The sequence below is a fragment of the Streptomyces sp. NPDC085944 genome, assembly GCF_040686295.1.
Lineage (GTDB): Bacteria > Actinomycetota > Actinomycetes > Streptomycetales > Streptomycetaceae > Streptomyces > Streptomyces salinarius.
In genome coordinates this window covers 40,552-63,078 of the sequence record NZ_JBFBJX010000007.1, presented here as the reverse complement: position 1 = coordinate 63,078, position 22,527 = coordinate 40,552, and the positions used below count along the sequence as shown (strand labels likewise).

General features: G+C 73.0%; 19 protein-coding genes and 1 pseudogene. 7 read left to right on the top strand and 13 right to left on the bottom strand.

Annotation, left to right across the window (positions count from 1 at the left end):
• Nucleotides 1-275: 275 nt before the first annotated feature.
• From AB0P07_RS15685 to AB0P07_RS15675, 3 genes are all read left to right on the top strand, one after another.
• Nucleotides 276-3,104, top strand: coding sequence for an N-acetylmuramoyl-L-alanine amidase (locus AB0P07_RS15685; protein WP_365550479.1), 2,829 nt, complete (start codon nt 276-278; stop codon nt 3,102-3,104).
• Nucleotides 3,104-3,235 (top strand): trp operon leader peptide, encoded by a 132-nt coding sequence (locus AB0P07_RS15680; RefSeq protein ID WP_125632419.1) that lies wholly within the window; start codon nt 3,104-3,106, stop codon nt 3,233-3,235. The genes AB0P07_RS15685 and AB0P07_RS15680 overlap by 1 nt, the downstream gene beginning before the upstream one ends.
• A 106-nt stretch (nt 3,236-3,341) precedes the next feature.
• Nucleotides 3,342-5,249: an anthranilate synthase family protein gene (locus tag AB0P07_RS15675; RefSeq protein ID WP_365550476.1), complete on the top strand. Its 1,908-nt coding sequence runs from the start codon at nt 3,342-3,344 to the stop codon at nt 5,247-5,249.
• Here the strand turns inward: AB0P07_RS15675 and AB0P07_RS15670 are convergent.
• The 5 genes and pseudogenes from AB0P07_RS15670 to AB0P07_RS15650 form a co-directional block, all read right to left on the bottom strand.
• A complete protein-coding gene (locus AB0P07_RS15670) occupies nt 5,201-6,196 on the bottom strand; it encodes a 2-hydroxyacid dehydrogenase (RefSeq protein WP_365550473.1) in 996 nt (331 codons plus the stop codon). The two genes, AB0P07_RS15675 and AB0P07_RS15670, sit on opposite strands and share 49 nt — an antisense overlap.
• Before the next feature lie 83 nt (nt 6,197-6,279).
• Nucleotides 6,280-6,429, bottom strand: a pseudogene (locus AB0P07_RS15665) (6-phosphofructokinase); the annotation flags it as partial.
• 123 nt (nt 6,430-6,552) lie between these two features.
• The gene (locus AB0P07_RS15660) at nt 6,553-7,200 is read right to left on the bottom strand and encodes a response regulator transcription factor (protein WP_365550470.1); all 648 of its coding nucleotides are present in this window, start codon (nt 7,198-7,200) and stop codon (nt 6,553-6,555) included.
• Nucleotides 7,201-7,312: 112 nt separating this feature from the next.
• On the bottom strand, nt 7,313-8,563 hold the full coding sequence (locus tag AB0P07_RS15655) for a DUF5931 domain-containing protein (protein ID WP_365550467.1): 1,251 nt from the start codon (nt 8,561-8,563) through the stop codon (nt 7,313-7,315).
• Between the two features lie 27 nt (nt 8,564-8,590).
• Nucleotides 8,591-9,322, bottom strand: coding sequence for a lysophospholipid acyltransferase family protein (locus AB0P07_RS15650; protein ID WP_180989103.1), 732 nt, complete (start codon nt 9,320-9,322; stop codon nt 8,591-8,593).
• 152 nt (nt 9,323-9,474) lie between these two features.
• Here AB0P07_RS15650 and AB0P07_RS15645 point away from each other — a divergent pair, with 152 nt between their 5' ends.
• A complete protein-coding gene (locus AB0P07_RS15645) occupies nt 9,475-10,278 on the top strand; it encodes an alpha/beta fold hydrolase (RefSeq protein ID WP_365550463.1) in 804 nt (267 codons plus the stop codon).
• The gene (locus AB0P07_RS15640) at nt 10,271-10,888 is read left to right on the top strand and encodes a hypothetical protein (protein ID WP_365550461.1); all 618 of its coding nucleotides are present in this window, start codon (nt 10,271-10,273) and stop codon (nt 10,886-10,888) included. The genes AB0P07_RS15645 and AB0P07_RS15640 overlap by 8 nt, the downstream gene beginning before the upstream one ends.
• Nucleotides 10,889-10,899: 11 nt before the next feature.
• On the opposite strand, the gene AB0P07_RS15635 is transcribed toward AB0P07_RS15640, so the two are convergent.
• The 6 genes from AB0P07_RS15635 to AB0P07_RS15610 all read right to left on the bottom strand — a co-directional run bounded on the left by AB0P07_RS15635 (nt 10,900) and on the right by AB0P07_RS15610 (nt 16,400).
• Nucleotides 10,900-11,664: an endonuclease/exonuclease/phosphatase family protein gene (locus tag AB0P07_RS15635; protein WP_365550458.1), complete on the bottom strand. Its 765-nt coding sequence runs from the start codon at nt 11,662-11,664 to the stop codon at nt 10,900-10,902.
• A 145-nt stretch (nt 11,665-11,809) separates the two neighbouring features.
• A complete protein-coding gene (locus AB0P07_RS15630; protein WP_102930948.1) occupies nt 11,810-12,763 on the bottom strand; it encodes an ROK family glucokinase in 954 nt (317 codons plus the stop codon).
• A gap of 54 nt (nt 12,764-12,817) precedes the next feature.
• Nucleotides 12,818-13,462, bottom strand: a complete 645-nt coding sequence (locus tag AB0P07_RS15625) for a DUF5304 domain-containing protein (RefSeq protein WP_365550455.1) — start codon at nt 13,460-13,462, stop codon at nt 12,818-12,820.
• Nucleotides 13,463-13,525: 63 nt separating this feature from the next.
• On the bottom strand, nt 13,526-14,698 hold the full coding sequence (locus AB0P07_RS15620) for an ArsA-related P-loop ATPase (protein ID WP_365550452.1): 1,173 nt from the start codon (nt 14,696-14,698) through the stop codon (nt 13,526-13,528).
• Between the two features lie 329 nt (nt 14,699-15,027).
• On the bottom strand, nt 15,028-15,465 hold the full coding sequence (locus AB0P07_RS15615; RefSeq protein ID WP_061445209.1) for an SRPBCC family protein: 438 nt from the start codon (nt 15,463-15,465) through the stop codon (nt 15,028-15,030).
• A 137-nt stretch (nt 15,466-15,602) separates the two neighbouring features.
• Nucleotides 15,603-16,400 carry a metallophosphoesterase gene (locus AB0P07_RS15610; protein WP_365550448.1) on the bottom strand — a complete coding sequence of 266 codons (798 nt, stop codon included), beginning with the start codon at nt 16,398-16,400 and terminating at the stop codon, nt 15,603-15,605.
• A gap of 309 nt (nt 16,401-16,709) precedes the next feature.
• Between AB0P07_RS15610 and AB0P07_RS15605 the strand changes: the two genes are divergently transcribed.
• Nucleotides 16,710-18,506: an AMP-dependent synthetase/ligase gene (locus tag AB0P07_RS15605; RefSeq protein ID WP_365550445.1), complete on the top strand. Its 1,797-nt coding sequence runs from the start codon at nt 16,710-16,712 to the stop codon at nt 18,504-18,506.
• 119 nt (nt 18,507-18,625) lie between these two features.
• On the opposite strand, the gene AB0P07_RS15600 is transcribed toward AB0P07_RS15605, so the two are convergent.
• The gene (locus tag AB0P07_RS15600; RefSeq protein WP_365550442.1) at nt 18,626-19,768 is read right to left on the bottom strand and encodes a glycosyltransferase family 4 protein; all 1,143 of its coding nucleotides are present in this window, start codon (nt 19,766-19,768) and stop codon (nt 18,626-18,628) included.
• A gap of 134 nt (nt 19,769-19,902) precedes the next feature.
• Between AB0P07_RS15600 and AB0P07_RS15595 the strand changes: the two genes are divergently transcribed.
• Nucleotides 19,903-21,174, top strand: coding sequence for a glycosyltransferase family 87 protein (locus tag AB0P07_RS15595; protein ID WP_365551268.1), 1,272 nt, complete (start codon nt 19,903-19,905; stop codon nt 21,172-21,174).
• On the opposite strand, the gene AB0P07_RS15590 is transcribed toward AB0P07_RS15595, so the two are convergent.
• Nucleotides 21,131-22,321, bottom strand: coding sequence for a hypothetical protein (locus tag AB0P07_RS15590; protein WP_365550439.1), 1,191 nt, complete (start codon nt 22,319-22,321; stop codon nt 21,131-21,133). The two genes, AB0P07_RS15595 and AB0P07_RS15590, sit on opposite strands and share 44 nt — an antisense overlap.
• Between the last annotated feature and the right edge of the window lie 206 nt (nt 22,322-22,527).

The window sequence follows — 22,527 nt, the reverse complement described above, 5'->3', positions numbered from 1 at the left end:
ACCCCGTCGTGCGGAGTGCGCCCGTCAGCCCCGCGAGTGCGGGGAGCAAGCTGCGCCCGTCCGAAGCAGCGTCTTGAGCTTCGGGCCATCCCCGCGCGCGGGGAGCATGAAAGGGTCAACGACGCGGCAGGGTCTGGGACACGGCTCCACACGGCTCGACGGGACCCCCCCTGCAGGCGCCCGCGCCCGGGTTGGTAGCCTCACGCGCCTCTGTAGTTCGGATCACAGCGGACTCACACACATATACATAATCGAGGGCATACCGGGGTGGGGTTTTGAGCGCGGACCATCGAAGAGACCGCAAGAAGAAGAGAATGCTCGTCTACGGCGTCGCCTCGGCAGTGGCCGTCGCCGCCACCGCCGGCGGCCTGGCCCTGGCCTCGCCCGGCCTGCTCGGCTCGGACCCGGCGCAGGCCGCCGTGGCCCCGGGGGCCCGGCTGCAGAGCGAGTTCGAGCAGGCCGCCGAGGAGTTCGACGTCCCGCAGAGCGTGCTGATGGCGGTCTCGTACCGCCAGACGCGCTGGGAGGACCACGACGGCCTGCCGAGCACCACCGGCGCGTACAACGTCATGGGGCTCACGGACGTCGACGCGGACAGCCTCGAGAACGGCAGCGCCGCCGAGGAGCGCGAGCACCGGCTCGAGCACATGAACCGCAGCGGCGACCCCGTCGTCGAGAAGCACTTCGACGCCGACAAGGCCCTCAAGAGCCTCGACGAGAAGCCCGTCGACACCGAGGACCCGCGGCTGCACACCCTGGACGAGGCGGCCGACCTCATCGACGCGTCGGCCGAGAAGGTGCAGAGCGACACCGGCGAGAGCATCCGGGCGGGCGCCGCGCTGCTGGCCAAGTACCAGAAGGACGCGACCGGTTCGCTGCCCGAGGACCCCGGCGCCTGGTATCCGGCGGTGGCCCGCGCCAGCCAGGCCCCGGACCACAAGGGCGCCCAGCTCTTCGCGAAGCGCGTGTTCGAGTCGATCAAGACCGGTGAGAAGCGCGTCACCGCCGACGGCCAGTCCCTGACGCTGCCGGCCGACCCGGCGGTCGAGCCGAAGAAGACGACGGACCTGGAGCTGGCGGCGGCCTCCGCCGCCCCCGCCCCCGAGTGCCCGTCCGGTCTGAACTGCGACTTCCGTCCGGCCGCCTACAAGCAGAACGGCGGCATCGACGACTGGGGCAACTACAACATCGCGAGCCGCCCCACGGCCGGCCACGAGATCACCTCGATCGTGATCCACGACACCGAGGGCAGCTACAGCAGCGCCCTGGGCGTCTTCCAGAACTCGTACTCGTACGCCAGCGCCCACTACCTGATCCGCGCCTCCGACGGTCTGGTCACCCAGATGGTCGAGACGAAGAACGAGGCGTGGCACGCGGCCAACAAGACCCTCAACATGCACTCGATCGGCATCGAGCACGAGGGTTACGCGATCAAGGACGGCAGCTGGTACACCGAGCCGCAGTACGAGTCGTCGGCCGCGCTGGTGAAGTACCTGGCCGGCAAGTACGACATCCCGCTGGACCGTGAGCACATCCTCGGCCACGACGAGGTCCCGGGCGTCCTGGACGGCAACGTGAGGTCCCAGCACTGGGACCCGGGCCCGTTCTGGGACTGGAACCACTACATGGACCTGCTGGGCGCCCCGACCGGCGCCGAGGGCCCGGGCGGCCCGTACAAGCCCGGCCAGGTGATCCGCGTCGTCCCGCCGTTCACCACGGCGAACCAGCCGAAGATCACCAACGGCGGCTCCTCGGTCCCCAAGCAGCCGGCGAACTTCGTCTACCTCTACTCCTCGCCGTCCACCTCCTCGGCCATGCTCACCGACCCCTACCTGGGCAGCCAGTCCTGGTCCGAGGGCTGGAACTGGGGCAACAAGGTCCTGGCCGGCGGCGAGTTCGTGGTCGCCGAGGCACGGCAGGACTGGACGGCCATCTGGTACGGCGGCAAGAAGGCCTGGTTCTACAACCGGGGCGGCCAGTTCGCCGCCGCCGTCGGCACGCCGGACGTGGTCACGGCCAAGGCCGGGGCGAGCTCCATACCGGTGTACGGGCGCGCCTACCCCGAGGACAGCGCGTACACGGGCACCGGAGTGCCGGTCCAGAACAAGAACAACGAGTCGCTGAGCAAGTACGGCGTCCTCTCCGGACAGAAGTACGCCCTGGCCGGCGGCGCCATGAAGGGCTCGTACTACAACAGCGGCAACATCGACGGCTCGGGCGAGGGCTCGCGCACGGTGGTCGTGGGCGACACCACGTACTACCCGATCCGCTTCAACCACCGCATCGGCTACGTCCGCACGGCCGACGTCCAGCTGGTCAAGGGCACCACGCCCGACCCGGGCACCGACCGCTACGACATCCTCGGCCGGGACTCCTCGGGCGTGCTGTGGCAGTACCAGGGCACCGGCAGCGCGTCCTCGCCGTTCTTCGGCCGCTTCCGCATCGGCGGCGGCTGGAACACCTACAACGCGGTGACGACGCTCACGGCGCTGCGCGCCGACGGCACCGGCGACGCGGTGGCCCGCGACAAGAGCGGCGTGCTCTGGTACTACAAGGGCAGCGGCGACATGACGGAGCCGTTCGAGTCCCGCACCCGGGTCGGCGGCGGCTGGTCCGTCTACGACACGATCACCGGCGCCCGGGACCTCACGGGTGACGGCAGGCCGGATCTGATCGCCCGCGACAAGAGCGGCGTGCTCTGGCTCTACAAGGGCACCGGCAACACCGCCGCGCCCTTCGAGACCAAGTCCAGGATCGGCGGCGGCTGGTACGTCTACAACATGCTGACCGACACCGGCGACCTCACCGGCGACGGCAAGCCGGACCTGGTCGCCCGCGACAAGAGCGGCGTGCTGTGGCTGTACAAGGGCACGGGCGACGCGTCGGCCGTGTTCGAGGCCCGCACCCGGGTCGGCGGCGGCTGGTACGTGTACGACATGCTGAACGGGCCGAGCGACCTGAACCGCGACGGGGTGCCGGACCTGATCGCCCGCGACAAGGACGGCGTGCTCTGGTTCTACCAGGGCACCGGCAGCGCCTCGGCGCCGTTCAAGGGCCGCACCAGGATCGGCGGCGGCTGGAACACGTACGGCATGATCATCTGATGCGGTGCGCCGCGGCCGTCCCGCATCGCGGGACGTGCCGCGGCGCCGCGCGCGGATGCGCTAGGGTCGACGCCATGTTCGCGCACTCGACCCAGAACTGGTGGTGGACCGCTCATCCGGCGGCCCACTGACTGCGCGCGACGCAAGACTCCGCGAAGGCCGCCCGAGGGGCGGCCTTCGGCGTTTCAGAGTCCGGGTCCGTTCCTCCTCTCCGACGAACCGAGAAGGACACGGACCATGACACCGCTCGACAGCCTCCTGACCGACCCCCGCCCCTTCGCCCTGCTGCGCCGCCGCGCCCCGGGCCACGACCACGACCTCGTGGAACTACTGCTGGGCCCGGTCACGGAGCACGACACACTCGCCGGCCTGCCCGACGAAGGCCTGGCGCTCGTCCCGTTCCGGCAGATCCGCGAACGCGGCTTCGACGTCCGCGACGACGGCACACCGCTGCTGATGCTCACCCCCGACGAGCGGTACGGCATCCCGCTCGCCGAGGCGCTGGCGCAGCTGCCCGCGCACGAGGTGCGGGTGGAGGGCGGCGGCTTCGACGTAGGCGACGAGGAGTACGCGCGGACCGTCGGCCGGGTCCTGGACGAGGAGATCGGGCGCGGCGAGGGCGCCAACTTCGTGATCCGGCGGACGTACCAGGGGCGGATCCCCGGGTTCGGGCGGGCCGACGCGCTGGCCCTGTTCCGGCGGCTGCTGGAGGGTGAGCGGGGCGCGTACTGGACGTTCGTGGTGCACACCGGGGACCGCACGCTGGTCGGGGCCAGCCCGGAGGTGCACGTGCGGATGTCCGGGGGCACGGTCGTCATGAACCCGATCAGCGGCACGTACCGCTACCCCGCCGAGGGGCCGACCCCCGAGCACCTGCTCGGCTTCCTCGCCGACGGCAAGGAGATCGAGGAGCTGTCGATGGTCGTCGACGAGGAACTGAAGATGATGTGCACCGTCGGCGACATGGGCGGCGTGGTGGTCGGCCCGCGGCTGAAGGAGATGGCGCACCTCGCGCACACCGAGTACGAGCTGCGCGGCAAGTCCTCCCTGGACGCGCGGGAGGTGCTGCGGGAGACGATGTTCGCGGCGACGGTCACCGGCTCGCCGGTGCAGAACGCCTGCCGGGTGATCGAGCGGCACGAGACCGGCGGGCGGGGCTACTACGCGGGCGCGCTGGCCCTGCTCGGGCGGGACCCGGGAGACGGCCCCGGGCGTTTCGCCGGCCCCCAGACGCTCGACTCCCCCATCCTGATCCGCACCGCCGACATCGACGCGGAGGGCCGGCTGCGGGTGCCGGTCGGCGCCACGCTGGTGCGGGGTTCGGACCCGGCGGGTGAGGTCGCCGAGACCCACGCCAAGGCGGCCGGCGTACTGGCGGCGCTGGGCGTACGTCCGTCCCGGCCGCGGGCGGAGGCCGGGCGGCCGAGGCTGGCCGACGATCCCCGGGTGCGGGCCGCGCTGGACGGGCGCCGCGCCTCGCTGGCGCCGTTCTGGCTGCGGATGCAGGAGCCGTCGGCCGCGCTGACCGGGCACGCGCTGGTCGTCGACGCGGAGGACACCTTCACGGCGATGCTCGCGCACGTGCTGCGCTCCTCGGGGCTCACGGTGAGCGTACGGCGGTACGACGAGCCGGGGCTGCGCGAGGCGGTGCTGGGGCACGAGGGCGGCCCGGTGGTGCTGGGGCCGGGACCCGGTGACCCCTCGGACCGGGCCGACCGGAAGATGCGTCTCCTGCGCTCCCTGACCGCCGAGGTGCTCGGGACGCACCGGCACGGCGTCCTCGGCGTCTGCCTCGGGCACGAGCTGATCGCGGCCGAGCTGGGGCTCGACATCGTCCGCAAGGAGGTGCCGTACCAGGGAGCGCAGACGGAGATCGACCTGTTCGGGCGGCGGGAGACGGTCGGCTTCTACAACAGCTTCACGGCGCGCTGCGACGACGAGGCCGCTCTGGAGCTGGCCGCCCACGGCGTCGAGGTGAGCCGCTCGGCGGGCGGCGAGGTGCACGCGCTGCGGGGCGACGGCTTCGCGGGGGTGCAGTTCCACCCGGAGTCGGTGCTGACGCTGAACGGCACGGCGATCGTGCGGGAGCTGGCCGGTCAGCTGCGCGGGACGAGCACGTTCTCCGAGCGGCGGCCCGCCCGGTAGTCGAGGACGTTGCGCACGGTCGTGTCGACGATCTGGCCGACGGCGTCCTCGGTGTAGTACGCCTGGTGCGAGGTGACCAGCACGTTCGGGAAGGTGACGAGGCGGGCCAGGGTGTCGTCCTCGACGGCCTGCAGGGACTTGTCGAGGAAGAACAGGCCCGCCTCCGCCTCGTACACGTCCAGGCCCACGCCCGAGAACCGGCCCGCGCGCAGTTCGCCGACGAGGGCCGCGGTGTCGATCAGTCCGCCGCGGCTGGAGTTGATCAGGATGGCGTCGTCGCGCATCGCCTTCAGAGCGGCGGCGTCGATCAGGTGCCGGGTCTCGGCCATCAGCGGGACGTGCAGGGTGATCAGGTCGGAGCGGGTGAGCAGCTCGTCCTTGGGGACGTAGCGCATGCCCAGCTCCGCGCAGGCCGGGTTCTCGGCGACGTCCCAGCCCAGCAGCCGCATGCCGAAGCCGTGGGCGATCCGGGCGAAGGCCTCGCCGATCTTGCCGGTGCCGAGGACGCCGGCGGTGCGGCCGTGCAGGTCGCGACCCATCAGGCCGTCGAGGCGGAAGTCGAAGTCGCGGGTGCGGATGGAGGCGCGCACGATCCGCCGGTTGACGGCCATGGCGAGGGCCCAGGCGAACTCGGCGACCGAGTACGGCGAGTAGTGCGACACCCGGGCCACGGTCATGCCGAGCCGCTCGGCGGTGGCCAGGTCGACGTTGTTGAAGCCGGTGGAGCGCTGGGCCACCATCCGGGTGCCGCCGGCCGCGAGGATCTCCAGGACCTCCGCGCCGAGTTCGGCGTTGACGGACGTGGAGACGATCTCGTGGCCCGCCGCGATGGGGGCGGTGTCCTCGTTGAGGAAGACGTCCAGGCAGCGGACGTCCTCGTGGTCGCCGAAGGCCCGCTCGATCAGGGGCTTCTCGTCGGCCTGGACGCCGAAGGCAAGGATCTCCATGACCGCTCCCGTGGTGGTGGGCTCCGGGCCGAATATACGGCCCTCGGCCCGCCCCCGCCGGTCAGCGGCAGGTACCTCGCCGGTCAGCCGAAGAAGACGCCGACCTCGTCGTACAGCGCCGGGTCGACGATCTTCAGCCGGGCGGTGGCCGCTGCGATCGGGACGCGGACGATGGCCGTGCCGCGCAGGGCGACCATCTTGCCGAAGTCCCCGTCGTGCACGCAGTCGATGGACGACGGCCCGGATGACGGCGTTGGGCCCGGGGCAGTCGCCGCCTCCGGTCAGCACTCCGACCTCCATCGCGTAATCCCCTTGCCACAGTGGGTGGTTGAGGCCAGGCCACTGTCCCGCGCGGGTCACGCGTCGTCCAGACCCCGTTCTATCGCGTACCGCACCAGCTCCACGCGGTTGTGCAGCTGGAGCTTGCCGAGGGTGTTCTGGACGTGGTTCTGCACGGTGCGGTGGGAGATGACGAGGCGTTCGGCGATCTGCTTGTAGCTCAGGCCCTTGGCGACCAGGCGCAGCACCTCGGTCTCCCGGTCGGTGAGCCGGGGCGCGCCGGGGTCGTCGGTGCCCGCGGCGGGCGCGGGCTCGGAGGCGAGGCGGCGGTACTCGCCGAGGACGAGTCCGGCGAGTCCCGGGGTGAAGACCGGGTCGCCGGCGGCCGTACGGCGCACCGCGTCCCGCAGTTCCTCGGTGGAGGCCGACTTCAGCAGGTAGCCGGTCGCGCCGGACTTGACCGCCTCCAGCACGTCGGCGTGCTCCCCGCTCGCCGAGAGCACGAGGACGCGCAGCTTCGGGTCGGTGCCGACGACCTCCTTGCAGACCTGCACGCCGGGCTTGCCGGGCAGGTTGAGGTCGAGCACGAGGACGTGGGGCGCGGCGGCGGCGGCCCGGCGCACCGCCTGGTCGCCGTCGCCGGCGGTGGCGACCACGTCGAAGCCGGACTCGGCCAGGTCGCGGGCCACGGCGTCGCGCCACATCGGGTGGTCGTCGACCACCATGACCCTGATCGGGCTCTGCCGTTCCGGATTCTGCCGACCCGATTCCTGCCGACCCGATTCCTGCCGCTCCGAATCCTGTCGGCCCGGGTCGCGCCGGCCCGGGTCCTGTCGTTCACTCATGGTCCGCTGCCTTCCCCCGTGCGCCGGTACCGCGGGTACCGGCGGTCTTCTTCGGTGCCTTCAGTTCGACTTCGGTGCCCTGGCCGGGCACCGAGATCAGTTCGGCCGAGCCCCCGAGGTCGCGCAGCCGGCCGCGGATCGACAGGGCCACGCCGAGCCGGCCCTCGCCCTCGGCCTCGGCGAGGCGCCCGTCCGGGATGCCGGGTCCCTCGTCGCGGACGGTGACGATCACCTCGTCCGGTTCGTCCTCGACCAGGATCCACGCGCGGGCCTGCTCGCCCACGTGCTCGCGGACATTGTCCAGCGCGGCGCCCACCGCGGCCGCCAGCTCCCGTGCGGCCGCCGGGGCGAGGAGGACCGGGGCGCCCGGCTCGGCGAGGTTCACCAGCGAGCCGGCGTACGGGGCCAGCAGGGCGCGCAGGTCGACGGGACCGTCCGGGTCGGCCCTCTCCGGTTCCTCGACCATCCGGACGACGGCGCCCTCCGCGGCGTCCTCCGAGACGCGGGAGACGGGCACCAGGCCCCCGGAGACCAGGGTGCGCAGGGCCACCTCCTGCTCACCGGCCAGCCGGCCCAGTTCGGCCGCCTCGCCGCCGATGACGGCGCCCCGGCGCTGCACCATCGCCAGCACCTGGAGGACGCTGTCGTGGATGTCCCGGGCGAGCCGTTCGCGCTCCCTGGTCGCCGCCTCGATCTCCAGGGCGCGGGCGAGGGTGCGCTCGGAGGCGCGGGCGACCTCGACGACGTAGCCGATGGCGATGGAGGCGACCCAGACGAGGACGACGTTGTGGACGGTGTCGCGGGCCGGGGTGCCGCGTTCGACCAGGTTGGCGACGGCGACGAGGGTGGAGGCGACGGCGGCCCAGCGCCAGCCGCCCTTGATGGCGAAGGCCAGCACGGAACCGGCGGTCCATATCGAGGGCAGGGTCGGACCGCCGTCCATGACGCGCTCGTGGGCGTCGGCGAAGGGCGTGAGCAGGATGCCGGTGAGCGCGACGGTGAGGTCGGCGGCGAGGAACCGCTTGGTGCAGTTCGCGGCGTTCGTGACCTTGGGGAGGGTGACCAGGGTCCACACGAACAGGACCGCGTAGTAGGCGACGGCGAGCCAGGGCCGGGCGAAGCCGGAGTAGGCGGTGGCGAAGAACCCGATCGCGTACAGCATGGTGAGCACGCGGTAGCCGGCGAGCGCGCGCCACAGCGGCAGCTCGACCGACATCCTCATGACTCTCTCGCGCCTGGCCATGTCCCCCCTCCCCGAGCCTTCCCCGGGCTACGTCCCGGCCCGGTCCTTCCCGGCCTTGGCCGCCTTGCCCGCTTCCTTCTCGGCCTTCGCCGCCTCCGCGAGCTGCCGCTTCATGGCGGTCGCGTACATGTCGACGTACTCCTGGCCGGAGAGCTTCATGATCTCGTACATGACCTCGTCGGTCACCGCGCGGAGCACGAAGCGGTCGTGCTCCATGCCCTGGTAGCGGGAGAAGTCCAGCGGCTTGCCGATGCGGATGCCGGGGCGCATCAGCTTCGGCATCACCTGGCCGGGCGGCTGGATCTTCTCGGTGTCGATCATGGCGACCGGGATCACGGGCGCGCCGGTGGCGAGGGCCACGCGCGCGAGGCCGCCCGGCTTGCCGCGGTAGAGGCGGCCGTCCGGGGAGCGGGTGCCCTCGGGGTAGATGCCGAACAGCTCGCCGCGCTCCAGGACCTCTATGCCGCTCTTGATGGCGGCCTCCCCCGCGCCGCGCGCGCCGGAGCGGTCCACGGGGAGCTGGCCCACGCCCTTGAAGAAGGCGGCGGTCAGTCTGCCCTTGACCCCGGGCGTGTTGAAGTACTCGGCCTTGGCGATGAAGGTCACCTTGCGGTCGAGGACGGCGGGCAGGAAGAACGAGTCGGAGAACGACAGGTGGTTGCTCGCCAGAATGGCGGGGCCGTCGGCCGGGATGTACTCCAGGCCCTCCACCCAGGGCCGGAAGGCAAGCTTCAGCGACCCTCCGATGGTGAGCTTCATCGTGCCGTACAACAACCCAGTGCCTCCCGTGTCCGTGGGTCAGACCCTATCCCGGGACGCCGTCAATGGCCCCGACGGCCCTGGTCGGTGTCAGTGCGGTCGCGTACGGTGAAAGACCCGCGAGTCCCCCCCCGACGACAGGAGACCGAGACGTGCCGGTGCTGCCCGGAGCCGAGCCGTTCCGCCACGAGGGCGGGGAGGTCGGCGTCCTCCTCTGTCACGGTTTCACGGGTTCCCCGCAGTCGCTGCGCCCCTGGGCCCGGTATCTGGCCGAGCGCGGCCTGACGGTGACGCTGCCGCTGCTGCCCGGGCACGGCACCCGCTGGCAGGACATGCAGGTCACGGGCTGGCAGGACTGGTACGCGGAGGTGGACCGCGAGCTGCGCGCCCTGCGCGAGCGCTGCGCCCGGGTCTTCGTGGCCGGCCTGTCCATGGGCGGCGCGCTGGCGCTGCGGCTGGCCGCGAAGCACGGGGACGCGGTGGCGGGCGTCGTCGTCGTGAACCCGGCGAACCGCATGCACGGCGTCGCCCAGCACGCCCTGCCGGTCCTGCGCCATCTGGTGCCGGCCACGAAGGGCATCGCCAGCGACATCGCCAAGCCGCTCAGCTCGGAGCTGGGGTACGACAGGGTGCCGCTGCACTCGGCGCACTCGCTGCGCGCCTTCTTCCGGCTGGCCGACGGCGACCTGCCCCAGGTGACCCAGCCCCTGCTGTTGCTGCGCAGCCCGCAGGACCATGTGGTGCCGCCCGCCGACTCGGCGCGGATCCTGGGCCGGGTGTCCTCGACGGACGTGACGGAGATCCTGCTGGAACAGAGCTACCACGTGGCGACGTTGGACCACGATGCGGACCGGATCTTCGCGGAGAGCGTCGCGTTCATCGGCCGGCTCGCGCCCGGTTCCGTCGGGGAACCGGAGCCCGGTCTCGGCAAGGAAGGGACGGCCGCAGGTGGCTGAGCACGACTCCGACCGCGAGGACCGCGAGGAGCGGGACCTGGAGCGGGAGCACCGCGAGGGGCGGGAGCGAGCCGCGGACGGCGGGCCCGGGGCGCAGGACGGGCCCTTCGACGAGGACGCCGCCTGGGACGCGATCGTCGCCGGGTACGGGGAGGAGCCCCCGGATCCGCCGGGCGCGAAGCCGTTCAAGTCGGTCGAGGACCTGGCGCTGCTGGAGCCGGAGGTGAACGACGAGAAGCCGTCGGCGGACCGGCCCGCCTCGGACCGGCCGCTGGGCAGCTCCGTCGCGTTCGCGCCCGGTGTCGGTCCCCGCGACCACACGCCCGCCGAGCCGTCCGACGACGACTTCGACGCGGACGACGAGGGCCACTTCGTGCCGCCCGAGCCGCCGCCGCTGCCCGATGCCGACCCCACCGCGAAGTTCGCCTGGCTGGGTGTGATCGGCGGCCCCGTGCTGCTCCTGCTGGCGGTCCTGCTCGGCTGGGACATGACCTGGTGGCTGACGACCCTGAGCATCGGCGGCTTCCTCGGCGGCTTCGCCACCCTGGTCGTGCGGATGCGGACGGGCGACGAGGACGACGACGATCCGGGGCGGGGCGCGGTGGTGTAGCCGGGCCCGGGTCAGGCGGGGGTCGAGGGTACGCGGAGGGCGGTCAGGACCGGGAGGTGGTCCGTGGCCGCCCTCAGGTCGTCCTCGGCCACTCCGGGCAGTCCAGAGGGCACCCCGCAGCCCAGCACCTCGACGCCCTCGGTGACGAAGACCGCGTCGATACGGCGGTCCGGGGCGGTGGCGGGGAAGGTGTACTCCCCGCCCCAGGGTGCGGCGGTCCAGCAGTCGCGCAGTCCGTCGCCGAGCCGCCGGAAGGTGCGGCCGCCGGGGCGTTCGTTCAGGTCGCCGCCCGCCACGGCGTGCGTCACGCCGAGACCGGCCAGGTGGTCGAGGAGCAGGCCGGCCTGCTCGTGGCGCTCTTCCGGCCGCAGCGACAGGTGGGTGCTGAGGACGCCGAGACGGGCCCCGCCGATCCGGACCACGGCGGTGGCCAGGCCTCTGCGGTGCTGACCGGGGGTGAGCGGAAGCAGCACGTCCGCGGTGCGCTCCACCGTGGCCCGCAGGGAGCAGAGCAGCGCGGGACCGGCGGCGGTTCCGCCCCCGGAGAGGATCACCAAGTCCGCCGCGCGGGCCAGGCGGGCGAGCTTCTTGCGCCAGCGGAAGAAGCGGGGGGCCTCCTGCAGGAGGACGAGGTCGGGCGCGCAGGCCTTGATGACGCGGGCGAGGGCGTCGGTGTCGTCGCGCAGCGAGCGGATGTTGTAGCTCAGGACGCGGACGACTGCGGAACCGTCGGGTTCGGTGCGGGAGTTGGGCAGCGCCGGGAGGGATGTTGCCATGCCGTCAATTTACGGGACCGCATGATCGGACGCCTCATGGCTCGGGACGCGGGGATCGTGGGCGACCGACCGTTCGTCGTGGCCTGTCGCGCAGTTCCCCGCGCCCCTTGGGGTGGGACGGGTCCCGTCTCCGGAAAGACGGCCCTTACATGATCGGGTCGGGTTCCCTCGCCAGGTCGGCCGCGCCCACCAGGCCGGCCTTGTTGCCGAGTTGGGCGGCGATCACGTCGGCGACCGGGCGCCAGTTGCCGCCGACCAGCCAGCGCTTGTACGACTTGCGGATCGGGTCGAGGACCAGGTCGCCCTCGTCCGAGAGGCCGCCGCCGACGATGAACGCGGACGGGTCGAAGAGCGAGGCCAGGTCGGCGAGGCCGGCACCGGCCCAGCGGGCCAGTTCCCGGTAGGAGTCGACGGCGACCGGGCAGCCCTGGCGGGCGGCGACGGAGATGTGCTTGCCCTCGATGCCGTCGGGGGTGCCGTCGCCGAGCGCGAGCAGTACCTCGGCCCGCTCGGGGGTGGCGTTGGCACGCTGCTTGGCGTACCGCACCAGCGCCCGGCCCGACGCGTACTGCTCCCAGCAGCCCTGCGAGCCGCAGCCGCACAGCAGGCCGTCGGGCACCATGCGGATGTGGCCGAACTCCGCGGCCACGCCGAAGTGACCGCGGCGCAGCTTGTTGCCGATGATGATGCCGCCGCCGAGGCCGGTACCCAGGGTGATGCAGATGACGTTGCGGTGGCCCTTGCCGCCGCCGAACTTGTACTCTCCCCAGGCCGCGGCGTTGGCGTCGTTCTCCACGACGACGGGGAGGCCGACGCGCGCCTCGACCTTCTCCTTGAGCGGCTCCTGACGCCAGTCGATGTTGGGCGCGAAGTAGACCGTGGAGCGCTGGCGGTTGACGTATCCGGCGGCACCGATGCCGACGCCGACGATCTCGTGCCCCACGCGCGCGCCCTCCACCGCGGTGGCGATGGCGTCCACGATGGCCTCGGGTGTGGTGGGGGTCGGCACCTTGTGGGTCGAGAGGATGTTGCCTTCCTCGTCGACCACGCCGGCCGCGATCTTCGTGCCGCCGATGTCGACGCCGATGGTGAGTCCCATGAATCCCTCAGTTCGGTCGAGCCCCGCTAAGGGCAACCGTACCCGAGGCGGGGCTCAGTCCAGGTCGATGCGCTGGCCCGGGCCGGTGCCGCCGTCGTCCTCGTCCCGGCCGTCGGTGCCGCGTTCGCCCTGGTCGCGGGGGTCGCTCGGATCTTTGGCGGGGGTGTCGCCGGTGGTCCAGCGGCGTTCCTGGTTCTGGACGGCGGAGCGGTAGGCGGCGAGGAGTTCGCCGCCGGCGGCAGCGAGGTGGTCGAACACGTCCGGGTTGCGCTCGATGACCGGTTCGACGGCGGCCTTCGCCTGCTGGACGACCTGCCGGACCACTTGCTGGGCGGCGGGGCCGGCGACCTGGCCGAGCAGCGGGGACTGGAGGCCGGCCAGCTTGTCGGCGACGGTGTCGACGAGCCGGCGCAGCTCCTCGGCGGCGGAGCCGGGCGGCGGCCCGTACTCGGCCCGGCGGCGGACCTTCTCGGCCTCCAGGTCCTCGGCGCACGCCGTCGCCCAGGCGTCGGCGTCGGTGGCATGGGCCTCGGCGGTCGCTCGCGTCTCACCGGTCGCTCGCGTCTCACCGGTCGCTCGCGTCTCACCGGTCGCACGTGTCTCACCGGTCACACGTGTCTCGTCGGCCGCACGTGTCTCGTCGACCGTGTCGGCCTCGTCGGGGCGGGGTGCCTCGGACGGGGGGAGCTCTTCGCTCATGACGGACTCCTGACTACGGTTCGTCCTTACGACGTTACCCGAACGGCCCCGGCCCCCGTCGGGTCATCGTCCCCGCGGCCACAGCCCCGGGTCCGGCGCGAACCGGACGGCGAGGGTGTCCTCCCGCAGTGCGGCCCCGTCCACGGTGCAGCGGCGCAGCGCGGAGGGCAGCGGGACGGCGCGGCGGAACGGACCCGCCGCGACGACCAGTTCGTCCCCGCGGCGGACCAGGTCGAGCTCCTCGCGTACGGCGCCGGGCAGCGGGATGCGCCAGACCAGGACGCCGTCCTCGGCCAGCCGGTCGGTGACGGGCCACTCGACCGGGGAGGCGGCCGGGTTGACGCCGGGCACGTCGAGGGCGGCGAGGTCGTCCGTGCCGCGCGGGTCGCGGCCGAGGTGGGCGACGGCGTGGACGTCGTGCGTCCCGTGCCACTCCTCCAGCGTCTTGCGCTGCTGGGCGAGGGGGCCGCCGAGCCAGCTGTCCGCCGGGACGTCCTCGGGCAGGACGCGGTTGGCGACCAGCAGGTCGGTGCGCAGGCCGCGCAGGGCGAGACCGAGGGCGGTGGCGCGGACGGCGTCGGCTCCGGCCGGCCCCGGTTCGGCGACCAGCCGGACGGTGGTGTTCCGGTCGGCCAGGACGGCCTCCGCGGCTGCCAGTTCCAGCTCCCAGCGGGCGGCCGCCGCGTACAGCGCCTCGGCGGGCATGGGGACGCCGGCGAGCCGGCCGAGGACGGGGCGCAGGGCCCGGGCGGCCTGCCGCTCGGGCGGGAGCAGGCGGCGCAGGCTGCGGCGCAGTTCCTCGGGCGCGGCGAGCAGGGCGAGGGCGCGGGGGGCCGGCGGCAGGTCCACGACGAGGAGGTCGTGCGCCTCGGCGAGGGCGGCCTCGCGCAGGGCGCGCAGCAGGGCGAGGTCGTCGGCGCCGGGCAGCGGGGTCAGCTCTTCGGGGTCGAGGCGGGAGGCGCCGAGCAGGTCGAGCGCGGAGGCGGCGCGGTCCTGGAGGGCGGCGAGGGCGTCCCGGAAGCCCTGGGCGGCGTCGGGGCGCCACGCGGTGAGGCCGGGTTCGACGGGGGTGGGCGCGGGGCCGGTGGGCACGCCGAGTACCGCGCCGAGGGTGTCGTCGCGGTCGGTGCCGAGGAGGAGGGTGCGGGTGCCCTCACGGGCGGCCTTGAGCGCGGTGGCGGCGGCGACGGTGGTACGGCCGGTGCCGCCGGGGCCTGTGAGCAGGAGGGTGCGCATGGGGGTGAACGGTACCTGGGGCTCCGCCGGTTGGCTGGTGACCGGCGCTGGGACGACCGGCCGGGGAGTTCGCAGCCCGGCGTTGCGGGGTGCCTCCCCCACTCTCGGCTTCTCCCCCACGCTCGGCTTCGCTCGCGCGGGAGGGACCCCCGTGAGCGGGAGGTGCCCCCACCGCCCACCCGTGCCGCCCTGGGGGTACCTCCCGGGCCGTTCAGGCACTGGGGGAGGCACGAATGCCCGCAGCTACGGCGGCGTGGCGACTGACCGCAGCGCGGGCGGCGTGGCGACTGACCGCGGCGCGGGCGGCGTGGCGACTGACCGCAGCTACGTTACTTTCCCGACTCCACGCGCTTCTTCAGGCCGGCCAGGGCCCGGTCGATGATGACCTTTTCCGCCTTGCGCTTGATCATGCCGAGCATGGGGATCTTGACGTCCACCGTGAGGCGGTAGGTGACCTCCGTGCCGGTGCCCGCCGGGCGGAGGAGGTAGGAACCGTCGAGGGAACGCAGCATCTGGGACTTCACCAGCGTCCAGGAGACCTCGTGCTCGCCGGTCCAGGTGTAGCCCAGCGTCTGGTCGTCCTTGATCGCGCCGGCGTCCATGACGAGTCGGACCTGCTCGGCACGCCCCTGCGCGTCGGTCGCGAGGACCTCGGCCTCCTTCACCTCGCCCGTCCAGTCCGGGTAGCGCGCGAAGTCGGCGATCACCGCCATGACGTCGGCGGGTGCCGCCTCGATGGTGATGCTCGAGCTGGTGTGTTCCGCCATCGCCGTGGCTCCTCCGGATGCGGGCCGCTACTGAGGTCGTCGTGCGCCCATGACGCGCACGTGTGTGCCGCGTGAAGGCTATCGCGCACCGGGACGGCGGATGCCACCACCCACCTGCGCGGGTTCGCCGCACACGTTCACCACTCCAGCACCCACGGCCGTCCCGTCGACGCGAAGTGGCCGACGTTGACGCACTCGGTCGCCCCGATGCGCATGCGCCGGGCCAGCGGCTGGTGGACGTGCCCGAACAGGGCGTACCGGGGGCGGGTGCGGCGGATCGCGTCGAGGAGCGCCAGGCTGCCCCGCTCGAAGCGCCGGGCCACCGTGTCGTAGACCAGTTCCGGCACCTGGGGCGGGATGTGCGTGCACAGCACGTCCACCTCGCCGACGGCCTCGATCTTCGCGGCGTACGCCTCGTCGCTGATCTCGTACGGCGTGTTCATCGCGGTGCGCAGCCCGCCGCCGACGAAGCCGAAGACTCGGCCGCCGATCTCCACCCGCTGCCCGTCGAGCACGGTGGTGCCGGGACCGGCGTACTCGGGCCACAGCGGCGGCACGTCGACGTTGCCGTAGGTGGCGTAGGTGGGGGTGGGGAAGGCGGCGAACAGCTCGGCGTACTGCTTGCGCACCGCCCGCTCGATCAGCTCCCGCCGGTCCCCGTCGACCCCGGCCCACAACCGCGCCCCGAACTCGCGGGCCTCGTCGAAGCGGCGGGCGGTGCGCAGCGCGACGATGCGGTCGGCGTTGGCGACGCCGAACAGGTCGGGGAAGATGCCGCGCGAGTGGTCGGCGTAGTCGAGGAAGAGGACCAGGTCCCCGAGGCAGATCAGGGCGTCGGCGCCCTCGCCGGCCCTGGCCAGGTCGCGAGCGTTGCCATGGACGTCGCTGACCACGTGGACGCGCGTGGTCGTGTTACGGGGCGGTGTGGGTGCCATGGCGATCAAGCGTAAGCAGCGCGTGCCCGGTGTGAACAGTCGCGACCGGACCTGCGGTTACTGGCTGGTCGGTTGATCCGTCGACTACTGTGCGCAAAGCAAACCCCATCCGTGTGACGCAGCGAACATCTCGTAGGGACCCCCTGTCGGAGAACGCATACCGACGGGTAACGTCCGGGCAGTCCAGTCGTGCTCTGGGTTTCAACATGTGAATTCCGCATGAGTTTCCCGAGCACTTGCCCGAGCCTTGGACCGCACCGTCGCATCACACAGTGTCGTGGCGCCGGCGCCCTATGAGGAGCAGCAGTCTTGCGCGAGTTCAGCCTTCCGGCCTTGTACGAGGTCCCCGCGGACGGAAACCTGACCGACATCGTCCGCAGAAACGCCGCGCAGCATCCCGACGTCGCCGTCATCGCCCGGAAGGCGGGAGGCGCCTGGCAGGACGTGACCGCGCGCGCCTTCCTCGCCGAGGTGCACTCCGCCGCCAAGGGCCTGATCGCCTCCGGTGTCCAGCCGGGCGACCGGGTCGGCCTGATGTCCCGTACGCGGTACGAGTGGACCCTGCTGGACTTCGCCATCTGGAGCGCGGGCGCGATCACCGTGCCGGTGTACGAGACCAGCTCGCCGGAGCAGGTGCAGTGGATCCTCAGCGACTCGGGAGCCACGGCGTGCGTCGTGGAGTCGGCCGGGCACGCCGCCGCCGTCGAGTCGGTGCGCGAGCAGCTGCCCGCCCTCAAGAACGTCTGGCAGATCGACGCGGGCGGCGTGGCGGAACTGGGGCGCCTGGGCCAGGACGTCACGGACCGCACCGTCGAGGAGCGGGGCTCGATCGCGAAGGCCGACGACCCCGCGACCATCGTCTACACCTCGGGCACCACGGGCCGCCCCAAGGGCTGTGTCCTCACCCACCGCAGCTTCTTCGCCGAGTGCGGGAACGTGGTGGAACGGCTGCGGCCGCTCTTTCGCACCGGTGAGTGCTCGGTCCTCCTCTTCCTGCCCCTCGCGCACGTCTTCGGACGGCTGGTGCAGGTCGCACCGATGATCGCGCCGATCAAGCTGGGCTGCGTCCCGGACATCAAGAACCTCACCGACGAGCTGGCCGCCTTCCGGCCCACGCTGATCCTCGGCGTGCCGCGCGTCTTCGAGAAGGTGTACAACTCGGCGCGCGCCAAGGCGCAGGCCGACGGCAAGGGCAAGATCTTCGACCGCGCCGCCGACACCGCGATCGCGTACAGCAAGGCTCTGGACACCCCGTCGGGCCCGTCCGTCGGCCTGAAGATCAAGCACAAGGTCTTCGACAAGCTGGTCTACAGCAAGCTCCGCACGGTCCTCGGCGGGCGCGGCGAGTACGCCATCTCCGGCGGTGCGCCACTCGGCGAGCGGCTCGGCCACTTCTTCCGCGGCATCGGCTTCACGGTCCTGGAGGGCTACGGCCTGACCGAGTCCTGCGCGGCCACCGCCTTCAACCCGTGGGACCGGCAGAAGATCGGCACGGTCGGCCAGCCGCTGCCCGGCTCCGTGGTGCGCATCGCGGACGACGGCGAGGTGCTGCTGCACGGGGAGCACCTGTTCAAGGAGTACTGGAACAACCCAGGCGCGACCGCCGAGGCGCTGGCCGACGGCTGGTTCCACACCGGCGACATCGGCACCCTCGACGAGGACGGCTACCTGCGGATCACCGGCCGCAAGAAGGAGATCATCGTCACCGCCGGCGGCAAGAACGTCGCCCCGGCCGTCATGGAGGACCGCATCCGCGCGCACGCGCTGGTCGCGGAGTGCATGGTGGTCGGCGACGGGCGGCCCTTCGTGGGTGCGCTGGTCACCCTCGACGAGGAGTTCCTGGGCCGCTGGTGCGCGGAGCACGGGAAGCCGGCCGGCGCGAGTGCGGTGTCGTTGCGGGAGGACCCGGAGCTGCTCGCGGCGATCCAGGACGCGATCGACGACGGGAACGCTGCGGTGTCGAAGGCGGAGTCGGTGCGGAAGTTCCGGGTGCTGGGGGCGCAGTTCACCGAGGACTCGGGGCATTTGACGCCGTCGTTGAAGCTGAAGCGGAATGTTGTCGCCAAGGACTACGCGGACGAGATCGAGGCGATCTACGCCAAGTAGGGGCGCCTTCCGGGGTGCCGGGTTCGGTTCGTCGGCGGCTTCGCGTGCGTCGTGGTTGCTCGCGCGGTTCCCCGCGCCCCCGGGTGTCTTCAGTCCGCGGTGCTGCGAAGGCGACCGCGTTACAGCAACGCCTTCAGGTGCTCCGCCAGCAAGTCCCAGCGCCACTTTTCCTCCACCCACGTCCGGCCCCGCTCGCCCATCCTGCGGCGGAGTTCCGGGTCGGCGAGGAGGGTGGTGATGCGGTCGGCGGACTCGTCCGGGTCGTTGCCGTGGACCACCCAGCCGGTCTCGCCGTCGAGTACGGCGTCGGGGGCGCCGCCCGAGTCGCCGGCGACGACGGGGAGACCGGTGGCCGAGGCCTCCAGGTAGACGATGCCCAGGCCCTCCACGTCGAGGCCGCCGCGGCGGGTGCGGCAGGGCATGGCGAAGACGTCGCCGGCGCCGTAGTGGGCGGGCAGTTCGGACCAGGGCACGGGGCCGGTGAAGTGGACGGAGTCGGCCACGCCGGTCTCGGCGGCGAGGCGGCGCAGGTCCCTCTCGTAGGGGCCGCCGCCGACGACGAGCAGGACGGCGTCCGGCTCCGCGGCGAGGATGCGGGGCATGGCCCGGATCAGGGTGTCCTGGCCCTTGCGCGGGACCAGGCGGGAGACGCAGACGACGACGGGGCGTTCGGTCAGGCCCAGGCGGGCGCGTACTTCGTCACCGCCGCCGGCCGGGTGGAAGGTCTTCTCGTCGACGCCGGGCGGCAGTTGCACCATCCGGGCGGCGGCCTCGGGCGTGAGCGCGCCCGCGATGCGGGAGCGGGTGTACTCGCCGAGGTAGGTGACCGTGTCCGTCGACTCCCCGATCCGGCGCAGCAGTTGGCGGGCGGCGGGCAGCTGGGCCCAGCCCGCCTCGTGGCCGTGGGTGGTGGCGACGAGGCGCTCGGCGCCCGCCCTGCGCAGGGCCGGGGCCATGAGGCCGAGGGGCGCGGCCGCCCCGAACCACACCGAGGTGCAGCCGTGCTCGCGCAGCAGGCCCACCGCCCGCCGGGTGGCGCCCGGCGTCGGCAGCAGCATGGTCGTACGGTCCCGTACGACGGTGAAGGGCTGCTCGGCGTCGAAGGCGGCGGTGGCCTCGACGCCCTCGCGGCCGCGCTTCCAGGTGGAGGCGTAGACGACGAGCCGCTCGGGGTCCAGGCGTAGCGCCATGTTGTGCAGGAAGGCCTGGATGCCGCCCGGACGGGGCGGAAAGTCGTTCGTTACGATCAAGGTCTTGCGCACGTCGCCGACCCTACCGAACGGGCCGCCGGGTGCCGGGCGGGGCCGCCTCCTGTGGCACGCGCACAGGTGTCCGGGTCATCATGTCCGCACCAGAAGGCGGCACGGACCGGCGGGCACGGACGGGCAGGGAGCACGTGAAGACGAAGGACGCGAGGCGGTCACCGGTGTGGCTGCTGTCGACCTGGGGCGCCTCGCGGCTGGTGCTGCTGCTGTTCGTGCTGAAGGTGCTGGTCTTCCCCGGCCCGGACGTCACGAGCGACGTGTCCGTCATCTACCGGGGCTGGTACGACGTCCTGGGCACCGGAACGTTTCCGCTGGACGACGTCACCTGGCAGTACCCGCCGGCCGCGGCCCTCGCGATCCTCTCCCCCGCCCTGCTGCCCTTCCTGACGTACCCGACGGCGTTCTTCGTCCTCGTCTGCGTCACGGACGCCGCCGTCCTCGCGCTGCTGTGGCACGCGGGGCGGGGGGCGGGGCGCTCGCCGCGCGGTGCGTGGGTGTGGGTGGTGGGCGTGCCGCTGCTCGGTCCCACGGTGTACGCCCGCTACGACGTGATGGTCACCGCCGTCGCGGTGGCCGCGCTGCTCGCCGCCGCCCGGCATCCGCGCGTGGCGGGGGGCCTGGCGGCGTTGGGGGCGCTGCTGAAGGTGTGGCCGGCGCTGGTGCTGCTCGGGATGCGGGGGCGGGCGCCGTGGGTCGCCGCCGTGCTGAGCGGCGCGGGGCTCGCCGCGCTGTTCGCCGTGTCGATGCCCGGCGGGTTCGCGTTCCTGACGTTCCAGCGCGAGCGGGGCATCGAGGTCGAGTCGCTGGGCTCGCTGGCCTTCCACGTCGCCCGCCACTTCGGCTGGGAGGGCGGGGTGCTGCTGAACTACGGCTCGATGGAGTTCCTGGGTCCGCACGTGGGCACGGTGGGCACGGTCTCGCTGGGGCTGAGCGCGGTGGCGTTCGGCTGGCTGCTGCTGTGGCGGCTGGCGGCCGCCCGGCGGCCGGTGGCCGCGCGGTCCGCGGCGCACACGGCGGCGGACGCGGCCTTCGTGGCGGTGCTGATGTTCACGGTGACCAGCCGGGTGATCAGCCCTCAGTATCTGGTGTGGCTGATCGGCCTCGGTGCGGTCTGCTGGTGCTTCCGGGCGAGCCGGATGCGGGTGCCGGTCACCCTGGTGCTGGTGGCGAGCCTGGTGACGGTGTTGGAGTTCCCGCTCCTGTTCGGCGACGTCGTGACGAGCACCCCGCTCGGCATCGCGCTGCTGGCCGTCCGCAACGGCCTGCTGGTGGCCGCCTCCGTGCTCGGCGCCCGGGCCCTGTGGCGGGACACGGTGCGGCGGCGCGGGACCCCGGCCGGGGGCGGGGAGCCGGAGCCGCTCAGCCGAGCCGCGTCCGCAGATACTCCCGCCAGCGCGCCGTGAAGTCGTCCGGGACCGTCCCGAGCACCTTCTTCATCGCGTCCTCCACGGCGCCGGCGCGCTCGTCGTGGGCGCCCACGGAGCGGTAGAAGGCGTCGAGCCGGTCCTCGCCCCACTGTTCGGCGATCATCCGGCAGGCCAGCCAGCCGCCCTCGTACGCCCGGGCCAGTTCCTCGGCGTCGGCGGTGAAGCCGAAGTCGTCGTCGGTCGGCAGCCGCGCGGGCAGCTCACCCCGGGCGACCGCGCCGGCCAGTTCGGGGGCGGCCTGGGCGGGAGTGCGGCCGCTGTCGCGGTAGCCGGCCCAGTCTGCGTATCCCTCGGAGAGCCACAGCGGAGTGGCGGAGGTCGTGTCGGCTCGGGTGGCGACGTGGGTGGTCTCGTGGGTGAGCACCACCTGCCTGCCGAGGTCGCCGAGGAGCCCGTAGGCGTCGGGGTTGACGATGATCCGGTCCGCGGGGGCACGCTCCCGGCCGCCCGTCTCCCCGGTGGTGACGGCGGCGATGCCCCGGTAGGAGGAGGCGGGGGAACCGAGCAGGCCCGCCATGCCCTCCAGGGACCGGGGGACGACCACGACGACCCGGCGGGCCCAGTCGCCGTCCCAGGCGTCCGAGACGGCGGGCACCGCCCGGTCGGCCAGGCCGGCGAAGCGACGCAGAGTGCCGGTGGGCTGCCCGACGCCGAGGACGAGGCTGTGCGTCCCGCGGACGACCTGGACCGCGCCCTGGTCCCAGGGCTGCTGGCCGGACTTCTTCGCGGGTCGGTCGGAGTCGACGGACCACCGTCCGCCGCCGTCCCGGCTCAGCCGGACCGTGCGGCCGGTGGCGACGGCGCCCCGGTCGTAGCCCTCGACGCGGTAGCGCAGCTCGACGTCGGCGGTGGCCCGGTCGACGGTGCGCTCCACGTCCCGCACCCGGTAGGACCAGGCGGCCAGCGGGATCGCGCTCAGGTTGCCGAAGCCGGTGCCGGTGCCGGTGCGCGCGTAGGCGGTCGCGTCGCGGGCGAGGACGGCCGCCGCGCGCCGGTCCAGCACCCGCTGGACGTCGGTCCGGTCGGAGTCGGTCGTGCTCCGGCCGCCGCAGCCCACGAGCCCTGCCAGCAGCAGGCACAGCACCACCACCGAGGACCCCGACACCCGCCTGCGACCAGCCACCTTCCCGATCGTACGGGCGGGGGCGGTGGAAGGCACCGGGCGAGGGTGCGTGGGGGCCGCGGACGCGGCGGGCGTGCGGAGCGGGCACCGGGCGGTTCGCGCGGGCCGCCGCCCGGGCCGCAGGGGAACCACACCGGCGGCGGGGGCGAAGACGCCGGGAGCGGCCCGGCCACTCGCCGGAGGCCGAGAGGCGGCACGGGCTGCGA